We start from the raw sequence: 19,525 nt of genomic DNA on the forward strand, positions 1-19,525 counted from the left end.
ATTACTTGATTATTTTTTAGCTATTCTCTCCTTTTTTGTTGCAGAAAATCCTAATATACTTTTACGCTTAACACCGTAACCTAAATCTCTTGCTGTTTGTAGATCCATATATTTACTTAAGTGTAAATAAACATCTATTTTATCAATGGTTGGATTAGCAGAGAAAAGATAAGAAGATATGGAGCGCAGTATAACATCCCGTTCTTCCTCATTAAAAATATTAGATTTGAAATGCAAGTTTGCACATTCAAACTTTAATTTAGATTCTTGAGTAAGTAATGGTAAGTCAATTCGTTTTCCATCAGCAACAAAAGTGATATCTACTTTTGTCTCAGCTACATTTGGTGAAAAAAAGGAATATCCTCTGTTTGTTCCTGTAAAAATTGAATAAAAGTATATGAAATCGTTTACAGATTTAGAACATTCAAATATGCTGCTGAAATCAACAATTGATTGACCAACCGGATTTAATGTTTCGTACGATTTTTTGTCTTTAAACTCGGTAAAGCTTGTAAATCCAACAATCAACATAAAAGAAATATGAGTAATAAGGTATCCTAATAGTATGTATTTAAAAGTCTTCATAGAGTTTAATTTTAAAAAGTTTAAAAAAAGGAAAAGGTTACCGGTTGTAACCCTTCCTTATTTTTTAAAAGAATCTTAGTTCTCTGATTTATCAGGAGTAGCAGTTTCTTTAGATCCTTTGTAAACGAAATCTCTAGAAATAAAAGTCCAATCTTCTTTTTCAGCTACAAAAGCTTCAAAACTTTCAGCAGTATTGATGTTTACATCATTCATGTCTACTGGTTGAGCGTTTACAGTTGTAGTTAAAGATCCGATTACTAAAGCAGTTAAAGCGATTCCTCCGATTAATTTTGATACTAAATTTTTCATGTTTATAATATTTAAAAAAGGTTAATTAAAAACAATCATAGTTTTGAGACGTTAATTGATCATCGGTCTAACCTCTGGCCTTCGGTATTTGTTACACTTCAAAGGTAGTAACAATCTCTTCTTTCGATGCTACACAAAAGGGTAGTTGATGTTTAATCTATTGAAAACTACACTTTTGGGTAGTAATTGAGAGTTGTCCTCAGTAGTGTTTATTGTTACTAATGATTTATTTTTATTATAGAAGTCTATTAGTCCCTTATATGGTAATGCTACTGGTATAGTTTCTGACCCTAAATAGTGTATAGGTCTGCCTATTATTTCTGCTTTTATACCTAATAAACGCAATACTCTTAATAATTTACTATCACATTCTGCAAATGCAACATTATTTTCATGTTCACAAACTGGAGCTATGGCGCAAACCATTAATTTTTTAAATAAATTAATATCTCCAACATTTTTTTTGATTGCAAAACGACCAATATGAAATATGTTATTTATAGAGTCATTCTTAACTGCTAAAAATGGATTAATACCAAATATCTTTTGAATGGGTAAAATATCTTTAAAATTCCATTTTAAAACTCGAATAGCTCCGTTTATACTGCCTATGATATCTTTAGATACAAAAATTTCAGAATTATTATAATAGTTTAGTTCTTCATAATAGATAGAGTTGATGTCATCTGTATGATTTTCAGGTAGAGTTTCATTGGTGTGATGATTGTAGTTTTCATGAACAATAAACTCTGCTAATTCTATTATTTGATGTATTTCTAGTTTCTGTAAATAGTTTTTAGATGGTATCATAATTGAATATTTTACCTTAAAACTATCTAGAGATTGAAGCAGTTTTGTTACACTCAAGTGTAGTAATATGTTGATTTACTGAAAACTACACAAAAGTGTAGTTTTGAAAATTGTGAAATAAAAAAAAGATTTATATTTGGAAAATACTAACCAACCTTCTATATATGGCAAATGTTAATGATTTTTTTTACAGCAAAAATACCGTTAACGAAATTTCAGATGAAGATCAAAATCAAACGGTTGACTATCTGGAACCAGTAAAGGCTTTTGCTAGGACTACCTATAAAAGTATCTATATTATAGATTATGAAAAAAAAGGTTTTGAATATGTTTCAGATAATCCACTTTTTTTATGTGGACATACAGCAGAGGAAGTGGAAAAGATGGGGTACGCTTTTTATTTCAAGTATGTTACTGAACCAGATTTAGATCTCTTATTAAAGATTAATACTATAGGTTTCGATTTTTATGAGAAGCTACCGGTAGAGGAACGAAAGAATTATACTATTTCTTATGATTTTCATTTAAAGAATAACGAAGGGAAAATAATTTTGATTAATCAGAAATTAACTCCTTTGTTTTTAACTAATGATGGGAAAATATGGAAAGCTTTATGTATAATATCGTTATCGGCTGAACAAAACTCGGGGAATATTAAAGTTTACAAAAAAGGGGATAATAAAATTTTCAAATATGATCTTGAGGGAGACTTTTGGAAAACTACAGAGAAGATAAAATTAACTAGTAGAGAAAGTGAAATTTTAAGATATTCTATTAGGGGTTACACTATAAATGAGATTGCAGAAGCAATTTTTGTATCTCCAGATACTGTAAAATTTCATAGAAGAAAGTTATTTGACAAACTAGAAGTAGTTAATATCTCTGAAGCAATTGCTTATGCTACAAACAATAGATTAATCTAGTTATTCATAATTGTAGATAAATAAAACTCAGGAAATTCTTTGTGCTCTTTACCGGTTGCAATGTTAAATAAAAGATGTGTACACATTGCTGCTACTGTCCATGATGCTATAGAAAGCTGTGGTGGAGGTAAAGGCTCTTTTTCGTTAATGTATTTTTCAAGGATTTCTTCAATCCAATCGTGTGGGTTACCCCAAAATTTTAGATAACTAGTAGCGTATTTCACTACGTTAACTTCGTTAAAATCTTCATTTACACGTTTAAGGGTTTTTAAAGATAATCCTTTAGGAGATATCACAGTTACTAAACCGCCCCAACCTAAATTGTAAGGGTGAAGTACAGGTATGTTGTTTTCTTGACAAATTTCGTCAAATAATAAAGGGATGTCTGAAGAAAAGTCTAAAGCGTTAATCGCAATTTGATGACCTTCTATACATCCTTTTATATTATCTTCTGTAATAAATTCATTAAATACATTAATTTCAGCATTAGAGTTAATGCTTAATAATCTGTTTTTAATTGCTTCTACTTTGTCTATTGAAATATCTTTTTCCGTGTAATTTTGACGATTTAAATTAGAGTATTCTACTTGGTCTCCGTCTATAATGGTTATTTTCTCAAAACCTAATCGTAATGCACATTCGGCTATTACACTTCCTATCCCAGATCCACCAAGAATAACTGAACAATTTTTAATGATCTCTTGCTCTTGGCTATTTAAATATAATCTATTTCTAATGTATCGTTCATTCATTTTTACTGGGATTTAGGTCAAAAGTACTATCAATTAATAAGATGTTAACTACACAAAAGTTTAGTTGTTTAAAAAGTAAGTCAATTATTTTGAAAATATAAAAAAAGCTTCTCAGAATTGAGAAGCTTTTTGCGGTCTGGACGGGACTCGAACCCGCGACCCCATGCGTGACAGGCATGTATTCTAACCAGCTGAACTACCAGACCGTTGCCTTATTGCGGGTGCAAACTTACTATTTTTTTTTAAATTGATAAAGTATTTATGAAGAAATGTTTAGAGAAAAAATTTTAATGTATAAAAAAAGCTTCTCAAAATTGAGAAGCTTTTGCGGTCTGGACGGGACTCGAACCCGCGACCCCATGCGTGACAGGCATGTATTCTAACCAGCTGAACTACCAGACCGTTGCCTTATTGCGGGTGCAAATATATAATCTTTTTTCATTTCTGCAAAAACTTTTTTTAAAAAAATTACATTTTCTTTCTGCTAATTAAATAGCTTGTTAAAATAGAATTGTATCCATCATGAATATTAACAGGCACATAATTAATTTTATATTGCAAACATTCGTTTTTTAAATCATTAAAAAATAATTCCGTCTGTTTTTTATAATTGTCTTTAACTGTATCAGGATAAAGGTTTATTTCTTGATTAGTTTCTATATCAACAAACTTTTTAGGTCCATCTTCAAAATCAAAATCTAATTCTAACTTTTTATCGTAAGTATGAAATAACACAACTTCATGTTTGTTGTACTTTAAATGTCTCAGTGCATTAAATAATTCTTCTTGATTTTTATTGGTTTGAAACATATCAGTAAAAACAAAAATTAAAGACCTACGGTGAATCTTTTCTGCAATTTCATGAAGATATTTATATGTATCTGTTGACTTTGAATTAGTTTTTGAAGTTAATGTTTTTTCTAATTCATTAATAATGAGTTTTCTATGACGTTCGCTTCCTTTCTCAGGAGCGTAAAATTCATATGTGTCAGAGTAAATACTCAAGCCAACTGCATCTCTTTGTTTTTTTAAGATTTCAATTAATGAAGCAGCAGCCACACAAGAAAATCCAATTTTGTTAAGATCATCAAATTTTTGAACTTGCTTAATCGGATAATGCATCGATGAAGAGTTATCTATAATGATATGGCACCTTAAATTAGTTTCCTCTTCATATTTCTTAGTGTATAGTTTTTCTGTTTTAGCAAAAAGTTTCCAGTCAATATGTCTAGTGTTTTCTCCTTTGTTGTAAAGTTTATGTTCAGAGAATTCCACAGAGAAACCATGAAACGGACTTTTATGCATTCCTGTTATAAAACCTTCTACAACTTGTTTCGCAAGAAGTTCTAAATTTTTTATTTCTGAAGATTGAAGAGATGAAAGTTGTATACTCATAAGTTTTTAAAAATAAAAAAGGTTTGACGATCGTCAAACCTTTTTTATTTAATTTTTCTATAAAATTTATAGTGCAGCATCAATTTTGTCAGTATATGCTTTCTTAGGAGCAGCACCAACTTGCTTAGCTACAACTTCACCATTTTTAAAAACTAATACAGTAGGAATATTTCTAACTCCGTACTTAGCTGCAAATTCTTGGTTAGCATCTACATCTACTTTACCAACAACAGCTCTACCTTCATATTCGCTACTAATCTCATCTATGATAGGTCCAACCATTCTACATGGCCCACACCAAGTAGCCCAAAAATCAACTAAAACAGGTTTGTCAGATTTTAATACTACTTCTTCAAATGATGTATCTGTAATTTCTAATGCCATTCTTTTGTCTTTTATGTATTTATTAACTACAAATGTAATAATTTATTTCACTTTTTTCAATAGTGTTTAAATTGGTTTTTCTTATGTATCAATTGATTTTGTAAATATTAACGGAGATAAATTTTAAAAATGAATATATATATATTAAATTTGACGCTGATTTTTTTGAGGAAAGATTTGTTCTGATTGCGACCTCGTAAAAAAATGCTAAAACAGTAATGTTTGCTATATTTTACGACAACTTCCTCAGAAAAAGTTTATTAATTCAAAACGAAAAAAAGATAACATGCCATATTTTTTCACATCAGAGAGTGTATCTGAAGGACATCCAGATAAAGTTGCAGATCAAATTAGTGATGCATTAATTGATAATTTTTTAGCCTTCGATCCAGAATCTAAAGTTGCTTGTGAAACTTTAGTGACTACTGGTCAGGTAGTTTTAGCAGGTGAGGTGAAGTCTAATATTTATTTAGATGTTCAAAAAATCGCTAGAAATGTAATTAATAAGATTGGTTACACTAAGAGCGAATATATGTTCGATGGAAATTCTTGTGGAGTATTTTCTGCAATTCATGAACAGTCAGATGATATCAATAGAGGTGTAGATAGAGCTAAGAAAGAAGAGCAAGGTGCAGGAGATCAAGGTATGATGTTCGGTTATGCGACTAATGAAACTGAAAACTATATGCCTTTAGCTTTAGATTTATCTCACTTAATTTTAAAAGAATTAGCAGAGTTAAGAAGAGAAGGAAAAGATATTTCTTATTTAAGGCCAGATGCTAAAAGTCAGGTAACTATTGAGTATTCAGATGATAATGTGCCACAAAGAATTGAAGCAATTGTGGTTTCTACACAGCATGATGATTTTGGAGACGATGCTACAATGTTAGATAAGATTAGAGAGGATATCAAAAATATTTTAATTCCAAGAGTAATAGCTAAATTACCAGAGAGTATTCAAAAGTTATTTAACGATGATATCAAATATCATATTAATCCTACAGGAAAATTTGTTATTGGTGGACCTCATGGAGATACAGGTTTAACTGGAAGAAAAATTATCGTTGATACTTATGGAGGAAAAGGAGCTCACGGTGGTGGAGCTTTTTCAGGAAAAGATCCAAGTAAAGTAGATAGAAGTGCAGCTTATGCTACACGTCACATCGCTAAAAACTTAGTTGCTGCAGGAGTTGCAGATGAGGTTTTAGTTCAAGTTTCTTATGCGATTGGGGTTGTTGAGCCAATGGGGATTTTTGTAGATACTTATGGAACTTCAAAAGTAGATTTAAATGATGGTGAAATTGCGAATAAGGTATCTGAGATTTTTGATATGAGACCTCATGCAATTGAATCAAGGTTAAAGCTTAGAACTCCAATGTACAGTGAAACTGCTGCCTATGGTCATATGGGAAGAGTAAATGAAATAGTGTCTAAAACATTTGTTCAACCAAATGGTGAAGAAAAAACATTAGATGTAGAATTATTTACTTGGGAAAAATTAGATTATATAGATCAAGTAAAAAGAGCTTTTAGCTTATAAAAATAATTTGACATTACTATAACGTTAAAAGTCTAGATTACACAAAGTTTTCTAGACTTTTTTTGTTTATTTGTGTACCAATTATAAAATTATTAACTATGAAAAAAATCAATTATTTTTTATCGATTTTAACACTTTCTATTTTAGCTACAAGTTGTAGTAATTCAGTTTCTGATGATTTTGATGACATGAATCAAGATGTTGCAGAAAAAAGATTAAAGAAAATTTCATCGAATCAGAACGGAGAAGATATTTCTGTAAGTTTTTCATATGATGGAAACAATAAATTAACAGGAATTACAGGTGTGTCTAGAAATGAAACAAGCTCTATTCAATATACAAATACAGGTGATTTATTAAATGTTTCTGCTCAAGGACTTAATGAAACATTAAATCTAGAAGAATTGTTTCAATCACCATTTAATGCTTATGAATTAGGACAAGTTGTAAGTTATGATGATAATAGAAACCCTTCTCAAATTTCTTTTGAAGATCAGGTTTATAATTACAATACAGGGCAATATGAAACTATTAGTTTAACGGCAGAAATTATCTACGATGATGCTCCTAATATGTATTTTTATACTTTAAAAGCTGCTGGTATTATTGATATTTTAGATAAAGTTCAATTAGATTTTAGTATGAATGCTCAAGCTTCAGAAATTATTAAGGCAAGTCAGTTATTGCCTATGAACAATCCTGTAAAGTTTGTTTATAAGAATGAAAATGGAGGTGTAGAGGCTTCAATTGATATTAGTTATACTTATGATCAAGATAATTATCCGATTAATGCAATTGCAGTATTAAATGCGAGATCTTCTTCAGAAACAGTTGCGATTAATTTTTCCTACAATTAGAAAATATATTATAAACTATTTAAAAGGTGAGGAAATTAATTTTCTCACCTTTTTTTGTTTAAGTTAAATTCAAATCTTTAAAGATGTTACAAATAGAAGTCCTGAAACATCTAATATGTTGTTTATCAGTATTTTTTTGGGTTTTGTGTTGTGTTACAAATTTTAAACTCTCTGTTGTTTTGTTAATGTATTTTTGTAATAGAATTAATCAAAGGGGATTATAAAATTATAAAATCATGGGGAAAATTTTACTTATTAGAATTAGAGTATTTTATAGAATAGTTTTGAAAGCTTTAGCAGAGTCGGGGAAAGCTGCTAGTTATGCTATCAAACATTAAAATACTAAAAAAAAAGAAAAAGAGCTACATTAAATATGTAGCTCTTTTTGATTCTATTTTGTTTAAAAAAGAAAAAGACGTTTATTTTATGTTGATAATGTAAGGCATTCTAGCTTGAATTCCTTTTAAGTTTTTTAATTGGTTAATCTCATTAAATAAACGATAACTCTCATCTCCAAGTGCTTTTCTCAAAATTTCTTGTTTGTTTACTTTTCCAAAGGGAGAGAATTTAAACATTTCTTTATAGTCTGTTTTGTAGTTAGGGAAGTTTTTAATGCGATAACCTTTGTTTAACTCAGCTAGTTGGGCTGCAGCATTAATAGCATGATCTAATCCACCTAATTCATCAACTAAACCTTTTGAGATAGCTTCTTTTCCAGACCAAACTCTACCTTGTGCAACTGCGTCTACTTGTTCAAAAGTCATTTTTCTTCCTTGAGCTACTCTATTAACAAATGTCTTGTAAATTTGTTCAACACCTTCTTTGGTAACGTCGTAAAACTTTTTATTCATTGGTTCAAAAAGACTGTACTGAGCACTTTTATTAGTTGAAACTTGCTCTGCATTTATTCCCATTTTCTTAGAAAGTTCGTAAGCATTTGGTAGTGCGCCAAATACACCAATAGAGCCAGTAATAGTTGTAGGTTCTGCTACAATCAAATCTGCGTTACAAGCGATATAATATCCACCAGAAGCTGCTAAATTACCCATAGATACTACCAAAGGTTTTTCTTTTCTGGCTAATTCTAATTCTCTCCAAATTAAATCAGACGCTAATGCACTTCCACCAGGAGAGTTTACGCGTAAAACAATTGCCTTAACGTTTTTGTCTTTAACAGCTTTTTTGATAGCTTCATTAATAATTCCTTGACCAATAACATCTTCATTTCCTTGTCCGTACATAATTTGACCTTGAGCGTAAATAACAGCTATTCGGTCTTTTGCTAATGAAGTTTTTCTGCCTTTTCCAGACTTAATATAGTCTTGAATAGATATTGTAGCGTATTTACCATCTTCTACAGCAGCTTTTAACTTCTCTTCATACTCATCTTGATAAATAAAATTATCTATAAGTTTATTTGTTTTTGCTAATTCAGCATTTCTACCTTTAGAATTATCAGCTATACTGTTAACTTCTTCTTCAGTTATTTTTCTAGATTTACTAATATCTGCAGTGATTTCAGACCAAATAGACTTTAAGAAAGAAGTTGTTTGTTCACGGTTAGCTTCACTCATTTTGTTGTCTAAGTAAGGTTCAACAGCACTTTTATATTTACCATGTCTTATAACTTCCATTTTTACTCCGTACTTATCTTCAAAATCTTTATAATATAAAATTTCAGTAGATAAACCAGTGAAGTCTATTTGTCCAACAGGATTTAAATAAACACTATCGGCTACAGAACTTAAATAGTAGTTTTTTTGAGTATATACATCGTTATAAGCATAAATGAATTTTCCTGATTCTTTAAATTCTTCTAACTTTTTTCTCAAGGCTTGAGTTTGGGCAAAACCAGCATTTACAAAAGTTGAATTTAAACTGATTCCTTTAATGTTGTTGTCTAATTGGGCGTTGTCTAATGCGTTGAAGATTTTATTTAAAGCTAATTTAGTATTATCTAATTCTAAAGCCTCTAAAATTGGGTTCTTTTCGTCAGGAGCATAATCTTTAACAATAGAAGTTAAATCTAATTCTAAAATCGAATTTGGTTTAACAACTACAGTTTCTTGTTTTCCAGCTAAAGAAGCTATACCGATAAACAAAATAAAAATTAAAAATAGGCTAATAAAAAAACCTAAAATAGCGGCTAATAAGTTTCGTAAAAAATTCATTTTATTAATAATAATTGCGTGCAAATATACGCTTTTTAAGGTGGTTAATTATCTCAACGTCATGCGGTACTTTCGTTGAGCAAATTGAAAGTAATTAAAGAGTTTGTAATTTACGTCGTATCCATAATTAATATTTGCATTATAATCTATAATATTCTGATAAATATTAGGATTAAATCTCGTTGGATCTGAAACTCTAGAATTCCAAATTGGAACTAAAAAACGATTTCTGTTTTCTAAATAAGCTTGTGTATAATAACCAACAGGTTGAGCTATTGTATTTAAATATTGATTAAAACCGATATCAAGAATTATAATTTCATATTCTAAGCTATCATTTTTAATTACAACAGGTTCTTCCTTTATTTCTGAATTAGAAATTTTTTTTGGAGTATTACAATTACCTATAAAAAGAAAAATCGCTAGTCCTAAAAAGATATAATAGAATTTAGTTTTCATACAAAAATCAATTTACCTTATAAGATACGAAAATTAAGAAGATGTCTTTAATTTTTAATTCGTTAATATTTTGTTATTAGTTAAATTCTACTTGGTTAAATAAGTTATTTAATGTGTTTTTAGATTTCTCTTTTCCATCTTGTAACCAATTAAAGTATTCATCTTCGTTAGGTGTGTAGCCAACAGGTGTGTTTAAAATTTGTTTTCCATCAGAGCTTAATAAAACATAATAAGGTTGTGTATTAGTTTTAAAGAAAACAGTTTGAAAATGCGACCATTTATGCCCGTAGTTAGAAAGTTGTCTTGTACCTCCATTAACTCTATTCACTATAATTTGTTCTTCTTTAGGAAGTTCTTTTTTGTCATCAACATAAAGAGATATTAAAACATAGTCGTTTCGTAATACATTATCTATTTTTTCTGCAGGCCATACATGTTCTTCCATTTTTCTACAGTTTACACAGGCATAACCTGTAAAGTCTAACATGATAGGTTTATTTGTTTTTTTAGCGTAAGCTAAACCTTCTTTTAAATCTTTAAAACAAGTTAAATTATTAGGACACTCGTTAGGGTATATATAACTATAACCCACAGGTGGAGCTAAACCACTTAAAAGAGATAAAGACGAAAAAGTTTTTGTCTCTTTATTTACCATAAATCCTGAAGCTAAATAAACTGTAAAAGCAGCTACTAAAATTCCAAAAGTTATTCTAGAGAAACCAATTTTTTGAAAAGGAGAATCATGCGGAAATTTAATTAACCCAAATAGATATAAAGCTAAACCAGCGAAAATCAAGATCCATAAAATTAAGAAAGGTTCAATTTTTAAAATATTCCAGTGTGCTACTAAATCGGCATTAGATAAAAATTTAAATGCCAAGGCTAATTCTAAGAAACCTAAAACAACTTTAACAGTTGTCATCCAACCACCAGATTTAGGTAGTGATTTTAACATGTTCGGGAACATTGCAAAAAGAGTAAAAGGAAGTCCTAATGCAACTCCAAAACCAGCCATCCCGGAAGTTAATTGCCAAGCACCACCATCAGAAGATAAAGACCCTGCAAGTAAAGAACCTAAAATTGGCCCAGTACATGAAAATGAAACTATAGCTAAAGTTAAAGCCATAAAAAATATTCCTATTATTCCTCCAGAATTTTCTCCTTCAGTAGTTCTATTAGTCCAGCTACTAGGTAATGTAAGTTCATAAAAACCAAAAAATGATCCAGCAAAGAAGACAAATACAATAAAGAAGATAACGTTAAGCCAAACGTTAGTGGAAATTTCATTTAAAATATCAGGATTAATAGAGTCTAATAGATGGAAAGGAACACTTAGTAATAAGTATACGGCCAAAATAAAGAATCCATATAAAAGTGCTTTAGAAATTCCAGAGCTTTTAGAGCTGTCTTTTTTAGTGAAAAAGCTAACTGTAAGAGGAATCATAGGGAAAACACAAGGAGTTAATAATGCAAGTAAACCTCCTAAAAAACCTAAACCGAAAATACTAAATAAAGAAGAGTTGTCATTTTTTTTCTCAATAGTAGCATTCTCATTTGTTACTCCCACAGCATTTAAATCAACAGAAGGTTCTCTAATGTCTTTGCTAGATAAGCCGTATAGTATTGTGTTAGCTTCATCGTCACTTAAATCTGCTACTTTAGCTACTTTATTAACAGCAGAAGCTTTACTTTTTTCAGAAGTGAAGAAAGTTAAATCTTCAGATCGAGGGGGCAAACAACGAGTATCATTACAGACCATAAATTGAACATTAGCTTCAATTTTAGCGTCTTCTTTAAGTAAACGTATTTTTTGTTTGAATGTAGCTTTATTGGCAAAGTACTTAATTTGCATTTTAAACACTTTGTCATCTTCTGTAATACCTTTCTCTTCTGAAGTTTTTCCCATAAGTTCGTAACTATCGTTAGGAGTAAAAGAAAATATTGTTGGTCTTGGTCCTCCTTTAGGAATGTCTTGTGCGTATAAGTGCCATCCATCATCAATAGTGGCAGTAGAAATTAAATAGTATTCGTTATCAGATATTTTTTCAGTTTTAGTTTTCCATTTTACTGGATCTAGGATTTGCGAAAAACCAATATAACTAATTAATATAGTGAATAGAAAAAAGACTTTTTTCATTGTGTTTTAAATTTGTAGCTACGATTTGTAAAAATAACTTTTTTCAAATAATAGACTTGTTCCTGTTTTTGTTAAATTTAAAACAAATTTTAACAATGAAAAAACGTTGCTTTTGGGTTAGTAATGATCCATTATATATTGAATATCATGATAAAGAATGGGGGGGTCCTGTTTACGATGATGAAACATTATTTGAATTTTTACTTTTAGAGTCTTTTCAAGCGGGTTTAAGTTGGATTACCATTTTGAAAAAGAGAGAGAATTTTAGAGAAGCTTTTGATGGTTTTGATTATAAGAAAATAGCAAATTATAACGAAGATAAATTCAATGAATTAGTAGTAAATGAAGGGATCATAAGGAATAAATTAAAAATAAAAGCTGCAATAACTAATGCTAAAGCTTTTATGGAAGTTCAAAAGGAGTATGGTTCTTTTTCTAAATATATTTGGGCTTTTTTTAATGGAAAACCAATAAAAAATAATTTTAAAACTAGAGAAGAGGTTCCTGCAACCACACCTTTGTCAGATGAAATATCAAAAGCACTTAAAAAAAGAGGTTTTAAATTTGTAGGATCAACAATTATTTATGCTTTTATGCAAGCTACAGGTATGGTAAACGATCATACAACAGATTGTTTCAAGTATAATGAAGTTTAAAAGAATAATATGTTAAAGATAATGGCTAAAAAAACTAAAGATCCAGGATTTGGTTATAAATCAGCTAAAAATGTAAAAGGAACTATCAATAAAGATGGAAGTTCTAATATTATTCACATCAATCGTAAGTTTGGTGTTGATGATTTATATAGTTTTTTTATCAGTTTATCTTGGATTCAGTTTTCTATTATTGTGGTTCTAAGTTATACGATGCTAAATGTTTTTTTTGGAATAGTATATACATTAATTGGTATAGAACAAATAACTCCCTCTACAGGAAATGCATTTAGAGATTTTTTAAATGGTTTTTTCTTTAGTGCACAAACATTAACAACTGTTGGCTACGGAGGGATTGCTCCGAAAGGATTAACAGCTAATGTTATTGCTGCCTTTGAGGCTTTAATTGGTTTGGTGAGTTTCGCTTTTGTAACTGGATTACTTTATGGTCGATTTTCTAGGCCTAAAGCAGCTATTCGTTTCAGTAAGAATTTAATCGTTAGAGAGTTTAATGGAGGTAGAGCCTTAATGTTTCGATTAATGAATAGCCGAAAAACAATAATGATTGAACCAAAAGTAACTGTAACATTATCTTTAAATCATAAAGATGAAAGCGGTCAGTATAAAAGAAGTTTTTTCGCTTTAGATTTAGAACGCAATAAGATTATGTATTTGCCAACAGTGTGGACAGTAGTTCACATTATTGATAAAAAAAGTCCGTTATATGATTTATCTAACGAAGAAATTAAAAATTTAGACGCTGGTTTATATATATTAATTCAATATCACGAAGAATCATTTGGTCAAACAGTATATCAAGCAACATCTTACAAGTTTTCACAAGTAGAAATTGATGTGAAATACGCGCCCTCTTCAAGTTTTAATGAAGAAGGTTACACGGTTTTAGATCATGATAAATTAAGTGATGTGGAAAAACTCTAACCTTTCACTAAATATTTTGAAAGAAATAAAAGTCCTATGGTTACTATAATTCCAATAGCAACATAAATAGCAGCATTTTGATAATACTTTTTATTATTCTTAGCGTCTTTTTTATAACTAAAAATCATTAAGGCAGTAAATGCAATAAGGAAAAGTGAAGCAAAAATTATTCTGCCAGTTGTAAACATTTTAGAAGCTATAATTAGCATAAAATTATGTGTTAAATAGATTAGTGTGTACATTCTTTGTACATTTAACAAAAGTACTAAATAAATGAAAAAAGTAGTAATTTTTGGAGCAACATCAGGTATAGGTAAAGTTTTAGTCGATTTGTTTGTTAAAGAAGGCTGTAAAGTTGCAATTACTGGACGAAGATTGGTGAAGTTAGAAGAGATAAAAGCAAAGTACCCAGAAAAAATACTAATTAAACAAAATGATATTCAGGAAATAAATGAAGTAGAGAGAGTTTTTTTAGAAATTGTAAAGGAATTTGGTGCTATTGATATTGTAGTTCAATCTTCAGGAGTTGGTTATGTAAATCCAGATTTAGCATGGGATAAAGAACAGGAAACTATTTTAACTAATGTCTTAGGAGTTACAAAATTGTACGATTTAACTTATAATTTATTTAGAGAGCAAGGTTATGGGCATTTAGTAGGAATTTCTTCCATTGCTTCACTTAGAGGTAATCGAGCAGCGCCAGCATATTTTGCTTCAAAAGCATATCAAAAGGCATATTTAGAAAGTCTTTACATTAAAACCAAAACAATAAAAAGTAAACAAGTCTTTATAACAGATATTCGTCCTGGTTTTGTAGATACAGCTATGGCTTTAGGAGATGGAATATTTTGGATGGTATCTCTTGAAAAAGCCACAGAACAAATATTTCAAGCCATAAAAAGAAAGAAAAGAGTGGCTTATATTTCTAAACGTTGGCGTATTATTGCTTTCGCTTTAAAATTAACACCAAGTTGGTTACTTAAAAAAGTAATTTAAGAATGAAAAAAAAGAATTTAATTGTTTTTGATATCGATGATACATTAACAAGTAGTGAAAAAAAACATACAGATTCATTGCTTTTTGCTATGGATAATATGGGGATTAAAAATGTAGATACAGATTGGAGAAATTATGCTAATGCTACAGATAGTTATATCGTTAAAAAAAACTTTGAAAGAGTTTTTCAAAAAGATTTCTCTTTAGAATTACTTGAAGATTTCGAAAAAGTAATGACAGATCATTTTATTACTTATCAAGATTCGAAGGAGGTTTTAGGAGCAAAAAATATTGTAGATTTTTTTGAGAAAGAAACCGTTTACGGAGTTTGTTTTGCTACAGGATCATTGTTTCAGCCTGCATTATTAAAGTTAAAACAAGCAGGAATATTATTTTCTGAAGAAGTTTTAGAAACTTCAAACCAAATTTATACAAGAGAAGGAATTGTTTCTTCAGCAATAGATAAAGCAAAGAAATATTATGGGGTAACAAATTTCGATCACATTATATCTTTTGGTGATGGTTTATGGGATGTTACAACTGCAGAAAATTTAGGTTTACACTTTGTAGGAGTAAATAAGAGAAATGTTGAAGATTTTAGAAAACAAAATGTATTGTATCATGTTGAAGATTGGACAAGCTTCGATCTGAATAAAGCAGAAGAAATATTTAAAATAAACTAAAAACAAGAATCAAATTAAATGAAAAATAAAATTAAAGCAGTAAAAGAGTTTCATACAGCTTTTGGTTTAGGAATAAATGAAAGTCCCAAAGTTGATATTGGTGATGATAGAAAATTACTTCGTTTCAATTTAATGAAAGAAGAAAATGAAGAGTATTTAGAAGCTGTACAAAATAACAATTTAGTTGAAACCGCTGATGCTTTAGGCGATATGCTATATATTTTGTGTGGTACAATAATAGAGCACGGAATGCAATATAAAATTGATGAGGTTTTTAATGAGATTCAAAGAAGTAATATGAGTAAATTAGACAAAGAAGGAAACCCTATTTATAGAGAGGATGGAAAAGTAATGAAAGGACCAGATTATTTTAAACCAGATATTAAAGCTATTCTAGAAAAATAAAACAATTTAAAAGAAATTATTGATTTATTTCTTCATTAATATCAGGAGCTGACATTTTATTTAAGGTTTCTTTAAGTTCTGTTACACTACCAACCATTTTCTCAACATATCCTTCTTCGTCGATAATTAAATGTGTAGGAAAGTGAGAGATTTCCATTTTGTTTTCAATAAAATCTCTTTGGTTAGGTATTACAGGGTATCTAAATTCGTTTTTAATTAAAAAGTTTTTAAGGTTACTTGGAGTGTCAAAGGCTAAGCTTAAAAAAATTACATCTTCATAAGCTTCGTATTCATCATATAAATTATTTAACTCTTTAAATTCTTTTGTGCTGGCATTGTCGTCCATGTACCAGCATTTCATAATTATAATTTTCCCTTTGGTGTTTTCGCTTGAAAATTTAGTGCCATTTAAATCAGTAAAATTAAACTCAGGCAGTTTAGTTCCCTCTTTTGAATAGTATGAATATATTACTTCTGAAGTGTTTTTTATAATTTCAGAAATGTCTTTTTGAGAGTCGTTTAAACTATAAAGTTGGTACATTTCTTCACCTGACAGAAGTTTAACAGGTACATAGTCTCCGGAAGTTAAGTTAGATAAAAAATCACCTTTATCTATTTCTTCTCCTTCAGAATTTAACGCTATAAAATTACTTGATAAATCAATATTTTCGTTATAATAATCTTTCCAGTTTTTTTCAGAAGTAAGGTTGTTGTTAAAATCTTGAGGAAACATCTCGTTATCTATAATAGCTGTACTTGTATTATTAGAAGGAGTTTCGTCTATTTCTTTGTTATCATCTAGTGAACTTATAGAGTCATCGTTAATAATAGATGTTAAAGTATCATCTTTCTGAATGAAAACATTATCTAATACATAATAAGTAATGCCGAATCCAGCTGCTATGGTAACAATCGTAATGAGTAGATTTTTCATACTAATAACCCCTAATGCTTTTTAACAAATATATGAAAAGCGAAGGGAATGTTAAAAAATTGTTACTTAATAATCAGATGTTAACTAATTTTTAGTCTCCAATTATGTGGGTCTTCAGCTAGATTATATTGAATATTTGTTAGTTTTTCTTTAAAAAATGAAGCGTAAGTATTTTCAATTTTAGGTAAATCGAAAGATTCTCCTTTATGACTAAAACCAATAATTGGATTTATTACTGTTGCTGTACCAGTTCCAAAAATTTCTAATAAAGTTTTGTTTTTTGCAGCTTCTTTAATTTCGGCTACTGAAACTCTTCGTACTTCAATTTCTATATTATTATCTTCAGCTAATTGAATTACAGATTTACGAGTAATTCCATCTAAAATACGATCATTATTAGGTGCAGTAACTAGTTTATCGTTAATTCTAAAGAAAACATTCATAGTTCCTGCTTCTTCTAAATATTCATGAGTGTTAGCGTCTGTCCAAATAATTTGTTGAAACCCTTTTTCGTGAGCTAGTTTTGTTGGGTAAAATTGAGCTGCGTAATTTCCAGCAGCTTTAGCAAAACCAACTCCACCATCTGCAGCTCTACTATATTCTTCAGCTATTAAAACACGAACTTCACCTGCATAATATGCTTGAGCAGGAGAGAGTATAATCATAAATTTATATTCACTAGCTGGTGAAGCAGAAATAGCAGGCTGTGTAGCAATAACAAAAGGACGGATATACATAGAATTTCCTTTTCCTTTTTTTATCCAATCTTTTTCTAAGTTTAATAACTGAGTTAAACCATCCATAAAATACTCTTTCGGAAATTCTGGGATAGCTAAACGACTTGATGATTTATTTATACGGTTAAAGTTTTCCTCTGGTCTGAAAAGAAAAATATCTTCATTTTCATCTTTATATGCCTTCATACCTTCAAAAACAGCTTGCCCATAATGAAATACTCTTGCAGATGGAGCAACAGAAATATTACCATAAGGTTTTATTTCTGGAGTTTGCCATTCTCCATCTTTATATTCACATTCAAACATGTAATCAGTAAAAACAGTACCAAAAGATAAATTATTAAAATCTACACTATCAATTTTAGAATTTTGTATTGGGGTAATTTTAATGTTTGATGATGAACTCATAAATAAATTTTTAGATACGCTAAATTACAAAATAGAGCGCACTTAAATTCTAATTCAAGGAAGGAAAAAACACTCAAAATTGTATCTTTGTATTAAACTATGTTCAAATTATTGTAAATGAGAAACTTAATTATTGCTTTTTTTAGCGCGACTTTATTGTTAACATCTTGTAAAACAGAAAAAAAAGAAACTTCTAAAGAAGTTGAAAAAGAAGTAACTGTTGAAAAGAAGAAAAGTGAATATGCTTTATTTGGTGAAAAAATTTCTGCAGAAGGAGCTTCAACTTCAGAAGAAGCTTTAAAAAAATATCAAGATTTAAAAGTAGGGGATACAGTAACTATCAAGTTTGCTTCTAAGATTAATGAAGTGTGTACTAAAAAAGGATGTTGGATGAAATTACCATTGTCTCAAGATGAAGAGATTATGGTGCGTTTTAAAGATTACGGATTTTTTATGCCTTTAGATAGTCAAGGTAAAGATGTGATTGTTGAAGGAAAAGCTTTTGTGAAAATTACACCTGTAGATGAATTACGTCATTATGCAGAAGATGCTGGTAAATCTAAAGAAGAGATTGAAAAAATTACAGAACCTAAGCAAGAAATGGCATTCTTAGCTCATGGTGTATTATTAAAGTAAACTTGAAGAGAGAAATTATAATTACTTCGGATGGTTCTACAACTATCCATTTACCTGATTGGAATGAACAATACCATTCAAAACATGGTGCTATTCAAGAAGCATATCATGTGTTTATAAAGAATGGATTAGAATTATTCAAAGCAAAGCCAATTTCTATTTTAGAGATTGGCTTTGGTACAGGGTTAAATTGCTTTATTACTTATTTAGAACATACAGCAAAAATCGATTATGTTGGAGTAGAAGCTTATCCTGTAGCTAAAGAAGAGGTGAATAAATTGAATTATGTAAAAGAACTGAAAGCAGAAAAAAGAACTGAAAAATTTCAATTAATTCATGAGCTTGCTTGGGAAGTTAAAAATGAAATAGATTCAGATTTTTTATTAACGAAACGTGAACAGTTTTTTCAAGATATTGATGATGAAAATGCTTTCGATTTAGTTTACTTTGATGCTTTTGGAGCAAGAGTTCAGCCTGAATTATGGTCTGAAGTTATTTTCGAAAAAATGTATAAAGCAACTAAAAAAGAAGGGGTTTTAGTAACGTATTCTGCAAAAGGTAGTGTAAGAAGAGCTATGGAATCTGTTGGTTTTACTGTCGAAAGATTATCAGGTCCTCCTGGGAAAAGAGAAATGTTAAGAGCAATAAAGAAATAATTTTATTGAGATAAACACAAGATTAAAGATAAAGATAATAGTTCTTTATGTGATGGTTTCATTTTTCTTTTTTTACTTTTCAGTTGAAAATATTTTTTGGTTAAAAATCATATGTATTTCTGATACAAAAAAATATAGTTTGACTAATATTTT

The 19,525-nt window shown here is 29.5% G+C and carries 22 protein-coding genes and 2 tRNA genes; 10 read left to right on the plus strand and 14 right to left on the minus strand.

The annotated features are described in order from the left end of the window. Nucleotides 1-9: 9 nt before the first annotated feature. The 3 genes from ACSIGC_RS13175 to ACSIGC_RS13185 form a co-directional block, all read right to left on the minus strand. Nucleotides 10-585 carry a hypothetical protein gene (locus tag ACSIGC_RS13175; RefSeq protein ID WP_442265276.1) on the minus strand — a complete coding sequence of 192 codons (576 nt, stop codon included), beginning with the start codon at nt 583-585 and terminating at the stop codon, nt 10-12. Between the two features lie 75 nt (nt 586-660). Further along, nucleotides 661-894: a hypothetical protein gene (locus tag ACSIGC_RS13180; RefSeq protein ID WP_442265277.1), complete on the minus strand. Its 234-nt coding sequence runs from the start codon at nt 892-894 to the stop codon at nt 661-663. A gap of 129 nt (nt 895-1,023) precedes the next feature. After that, nucleotides 1,024-1,704, minus strand: coding sequence for a hypothetical protein (locus tag ACSIGC_RS13185; RefSeq protein ID WP_442265278.1), 681 nt, complete (start codon nt 1,702-1,704; stop codon nt 1,024-1,026). A gap of 164 nt (nt 1,705-1,868) precedes the next feature. Between ACSIGC_RS13185 and ACSIGC_RS13190 the strand changes: the two genes are divergently transcribed. After that, on the plus strand, nt 1,869-2,627 hold the full coding sequence (locus ACSIGC_RS13190; protein WP_442265279.1) for a response regulator transcription factor: 759 nt from the start codon (nt 1,869-1,871) through the stop codon (nt 2,625-2,627). Here ACSIGC_RS13190 and ACSIGC_RS13195 read toward each other — a convergent pair. The 5 genes from ACSIGC_RS13195 to trxA all read right to left on the minus strand — a co-directional run bounded on the left by ACSIGC_RS13195 (nt 2,624) and on the right by trxA (nt 5,158). After that, nucleotides 2,624-3,379, minus strand: coding sequence for a ThiF family adenylyltransferase (locus ACSIGC_RS13195; protein WP_442265280.1), 756 nt, complete (start codon nt 3,377-3,379; stop codon nt 2,624-2,626). The two genes, ACSIGC_RS13190 and ACSIGC_RS13195, sit on opposite strands and share 4 nt — an antisense overlap. Nucleotides 3,380-3,511: 132 nt before the next feature. Further along, nucleotides 3,512-3,585, minus strand: a tRNA-Asp gene (locus ACSIGC_RS13200). 122 nt (nt 3,586-3,707) lie between these two features. Further along, nucleotides 3,708-3,781: transfer RNA gene (locus ACSIGC_RS13205), tRNA-Asp, on the minus strand. A 66-nt stretch (nt 3,782-3,847) separates the two neighbouring features. Continuing rightward, the gene (locus ACSIGC_RS13210) at nt 3,848-4,774 is read right to left on the minus strand and encodes a DUF58 domain-containing protein (protein ID WP_442265281.1); all 927 of its coding nucleotides are present in this window, start codon (nt 4,772-4,774) and stop codon (nt 3,848-3,850) included. A gap of 66 nt (nt 4,775-4,840) precedes the next feature. Next, on the minus strand, nt 4,841-5,158 hold the full coding sequence (gene trxA / locus ACSIGC_RS13215) for a thioredoxin (RefSeq protein WP_299677588.1): 318 nt from the start codon (nt 5,156-5,158) through the stop codon (nt 4,841-4,843). 286 nt (nt 5,159-5,444) lie between these two features. Here trxA and metK point away from each other — a divergent pair, with 286 nt between their 5' ends. Both metK and ACSIGC_RS13225 read left to right on the plus strand, forming a co-directional pair. Next, complete coding sequence (gene metK, locus ACSIGC_RS13220) at nt 5,445-6,698, plus strand: methionine adenosyltransferase (RefSeq protein ID WP_442265282.1); 1,254 nt, start codon at nt 5,445-5,447, stop codon at nt 6,696-6,698. Nucleotides 6,699-6,796: 98 nt separating this feature from the next. Continuing rightward, nucleotides 6,797-7,555, plus strand: a complete 759-nt coding sequence (locus ACSIGC_RS13225; RefSeq protein ID WP_442265283.1) for a hypothetical protein — start codon at nt 6,797-6,799, stop codon at nt 7,553-7,555. A gap of 419 nt (nt 7,556-7,974) precedes the next feature. On the opposite strand, the gene sppA is transcribed toward ACSIGC_RS13225, so the two are convergent. From sppA to ACSIGC_RS13240, 3 genes are all read right to left on the minus strand, one after another. Further along, nucleotides 7,975-9,726, minus strand: coding sequence for a signal peptide peptidase SppA (gene sppA, locus ACSIGC_RS13230; protein ID WP_442265284.1), 1,752 nt, complete (start codon nt 9,724-9,726; stop codon nt 7,975-7,977). A 48-nt stretch (nt 9,727-9,774) separates the two neighbouring features. Continuing rightward, complete coding sequence (locus tag ACSIGC_RS13235; RefSeq protein ID WP_442265285.1) at nt 9,775-10,185, minus strand: DUF6146 family protein; 411 nt, start codon at nt 10,183-10,185, stop codon at nt 9,775-9,777. Nucleotides 10,186-10,261: 76 nt separating this feature from the next. Further along, entirely contained in the window at nt 10,262-12,322 is a 2,061-nt protein-coding gene (locus tag ACSIGC_RS13240; RefSeq protein WP_442265286.1) for a cytochrome c biogenesis protein CcdA, read from the minus strand. Nucleotides 12,323-12,417: 95 nt separating this feature from the next. Between ACSIGC_RS13240 and ACSIGC_RS13245 the strand changes: the two genes are divergently transcribed. After that, nucleotides 12,418-12,978 carry a DNA-3-methyladenine glycosylase I gene (locus tag ACSIGC_RS13245; protein WP_442265287.1) on the plus strand — a complete coding sequence of 187 codons (561 nt, stop codon included), beginning with the start codon at nt 12,418-12,420 and terminating at the stop codon, nt 12,976-12,978. 9 nt (nt 12,979-12,987) lie between these two features. After that, the gene (locus tag ACSIGC_RS13250) at nt 12,988-13,917 is read left to right on the plus strand and encodes an ion channel (protein ID WP_442265288.1); all 930 of its coding nucleotides are present in this window, start codon (nt 12,988-12,990) and stop codon (nt 13,915-13,917) included. On the opposite strand, the gene ACSIGC_RS13255 is transcribed toward ACSIGC_RS13250, so the two are convergent. Continuing rightward, nucleotides 13,914-14,159 carry a hypothetical protein gene (locus tag ACSIGC_RS13255; RefSeq protein ID WP_442265289.1) on the minus strand — a complete coding sequence of 82 codons (246 nt, stop codon included), beginning with the start codon at nt 14,157-14,159 and terminating at the stop codon, nt 13,914-13,916. The two genes, ACSIGC_RS13250 and ACSIGC_RS13255, sit on opposite strands and share 4 nt — an antisense overlap. Nucleotides 14,160-14,190: 31 nt before the next feature. Here ACSIGC_RS13255 and ACSIGC_RS13260 point away from each other — a divergent pair, with 31 nt between their 5' ends. Genes ACSIGC_RS13260 through ACSIGC_RS13270 form a run of 3 tightly spaced genes read left to right on the plus strand, consistent with a single transcriptional unit; the run spans nt 14,191 to nt 16,001 of the window. After that, a complete protein-coding gene (locus ACSIGC_RS13260; RefSeq protein ID WP_442265290.1) occupies nt 14,191-14,913 on the plus strand; it encodes an SDR family NAD(P)-dependent oxidoreductase in 723 nt (240 codons plus the stop codon). A gap of 2 nt (nt 14,914-14,915) precedes the next feature. Next, nucleotides 14,916-15,596 carry an HAD family hydrolase gene (locus tag ACSIGC_RS13265; RefSeq protein ID WP_442265291.1) on the plus strand — a complete coding sequence of 227 codons (681 nt, stop codon included), beginning with the start codon at nt 14,916-14,918 and terminating at the stop codon, nt 15,594-15,596. Nucleotides 15,597-15,614: 18 nt separating this feature from the next. After that, nucleotides 15,615-16,001: a hypothetical protein gene (locus ACSIGC_RS13270; RefSeq protein WP_442265292.1), complete on the plus strand. Its 387-nt coding sequence runs from the start codon at nt 15,615-15,617 to the stop codon at nt 15,999-16,001. Nucleotides 16,002-16,017: 16 nt separating this feature from the next. Here the strand turns inward: ACSIGC_RS13270 and ACSIGC_RS13275 are convergent, their stop codons facing one another. After that, nucleotides 16,018-16,935 (minus strand): TlpA family protein disulfide reductase, encoded by a 918-nt coding sequence (locus tag ACSIGC_RS13275; protein WP_442265293.1) that lies wholly within the window; start codon nt 16,933-16,935, stop codon nt 16,018-16,020. Between the two features lie 80 nt (nt 16,936-17,015). Next, entirely contained in the window at nt 17,016-18,080 is a 1,065-nt protein-coding gene (locus ACSIGC_RS13280; protein WP_442265294.1) for a branched-chain amino acid aminotransferase, read from the minus strand. A gap of 117 nt (nt 18,081-18,197) precedes the next feature. On the opposite strand from ACSIGC_RS13280, the gene ACSIGC_RS13285 reads away from it, so the two are divergent. Then, a complete protein-coding gene (locus tag ACSIGC_RS13285) occupies nt 18,198-18,716 on the plus strand; it encodes a DUF4920 domain-containing protein (RefSeq protein WP_442265295.1) in 519 nt (172 codons plus the stop codon). A gap of 2 nt (nt 18,717-18,718) precedes the next feature. Then, nucleotides 18,719-19,372: a tRNA (5-methylaminomethyl-2-thiouridine)(34)-methyltransferase MnmD gene (mnmD, locus tag ACSIGC_RS13290; RefSeq protein ID WP_442265296.1), complete on the plus strand. Its 654-nt coding sequence runs from the start codon at nt 18,719-18,721 to the stop codon at nt 19,370-19,372. Nucleotides 19,373-19,525 lie beyond the last annotated feature (153 nt).

Origin of the sequence: Tenacibaculum aquaeponti (genome assembly GCF_052084715.1) — a bacterium.
Lineage (GTDB): Bacteria > Bacteroidota > Bacteroidia > Flavobacteriales > Flavobacteriaceae > Polaribacter.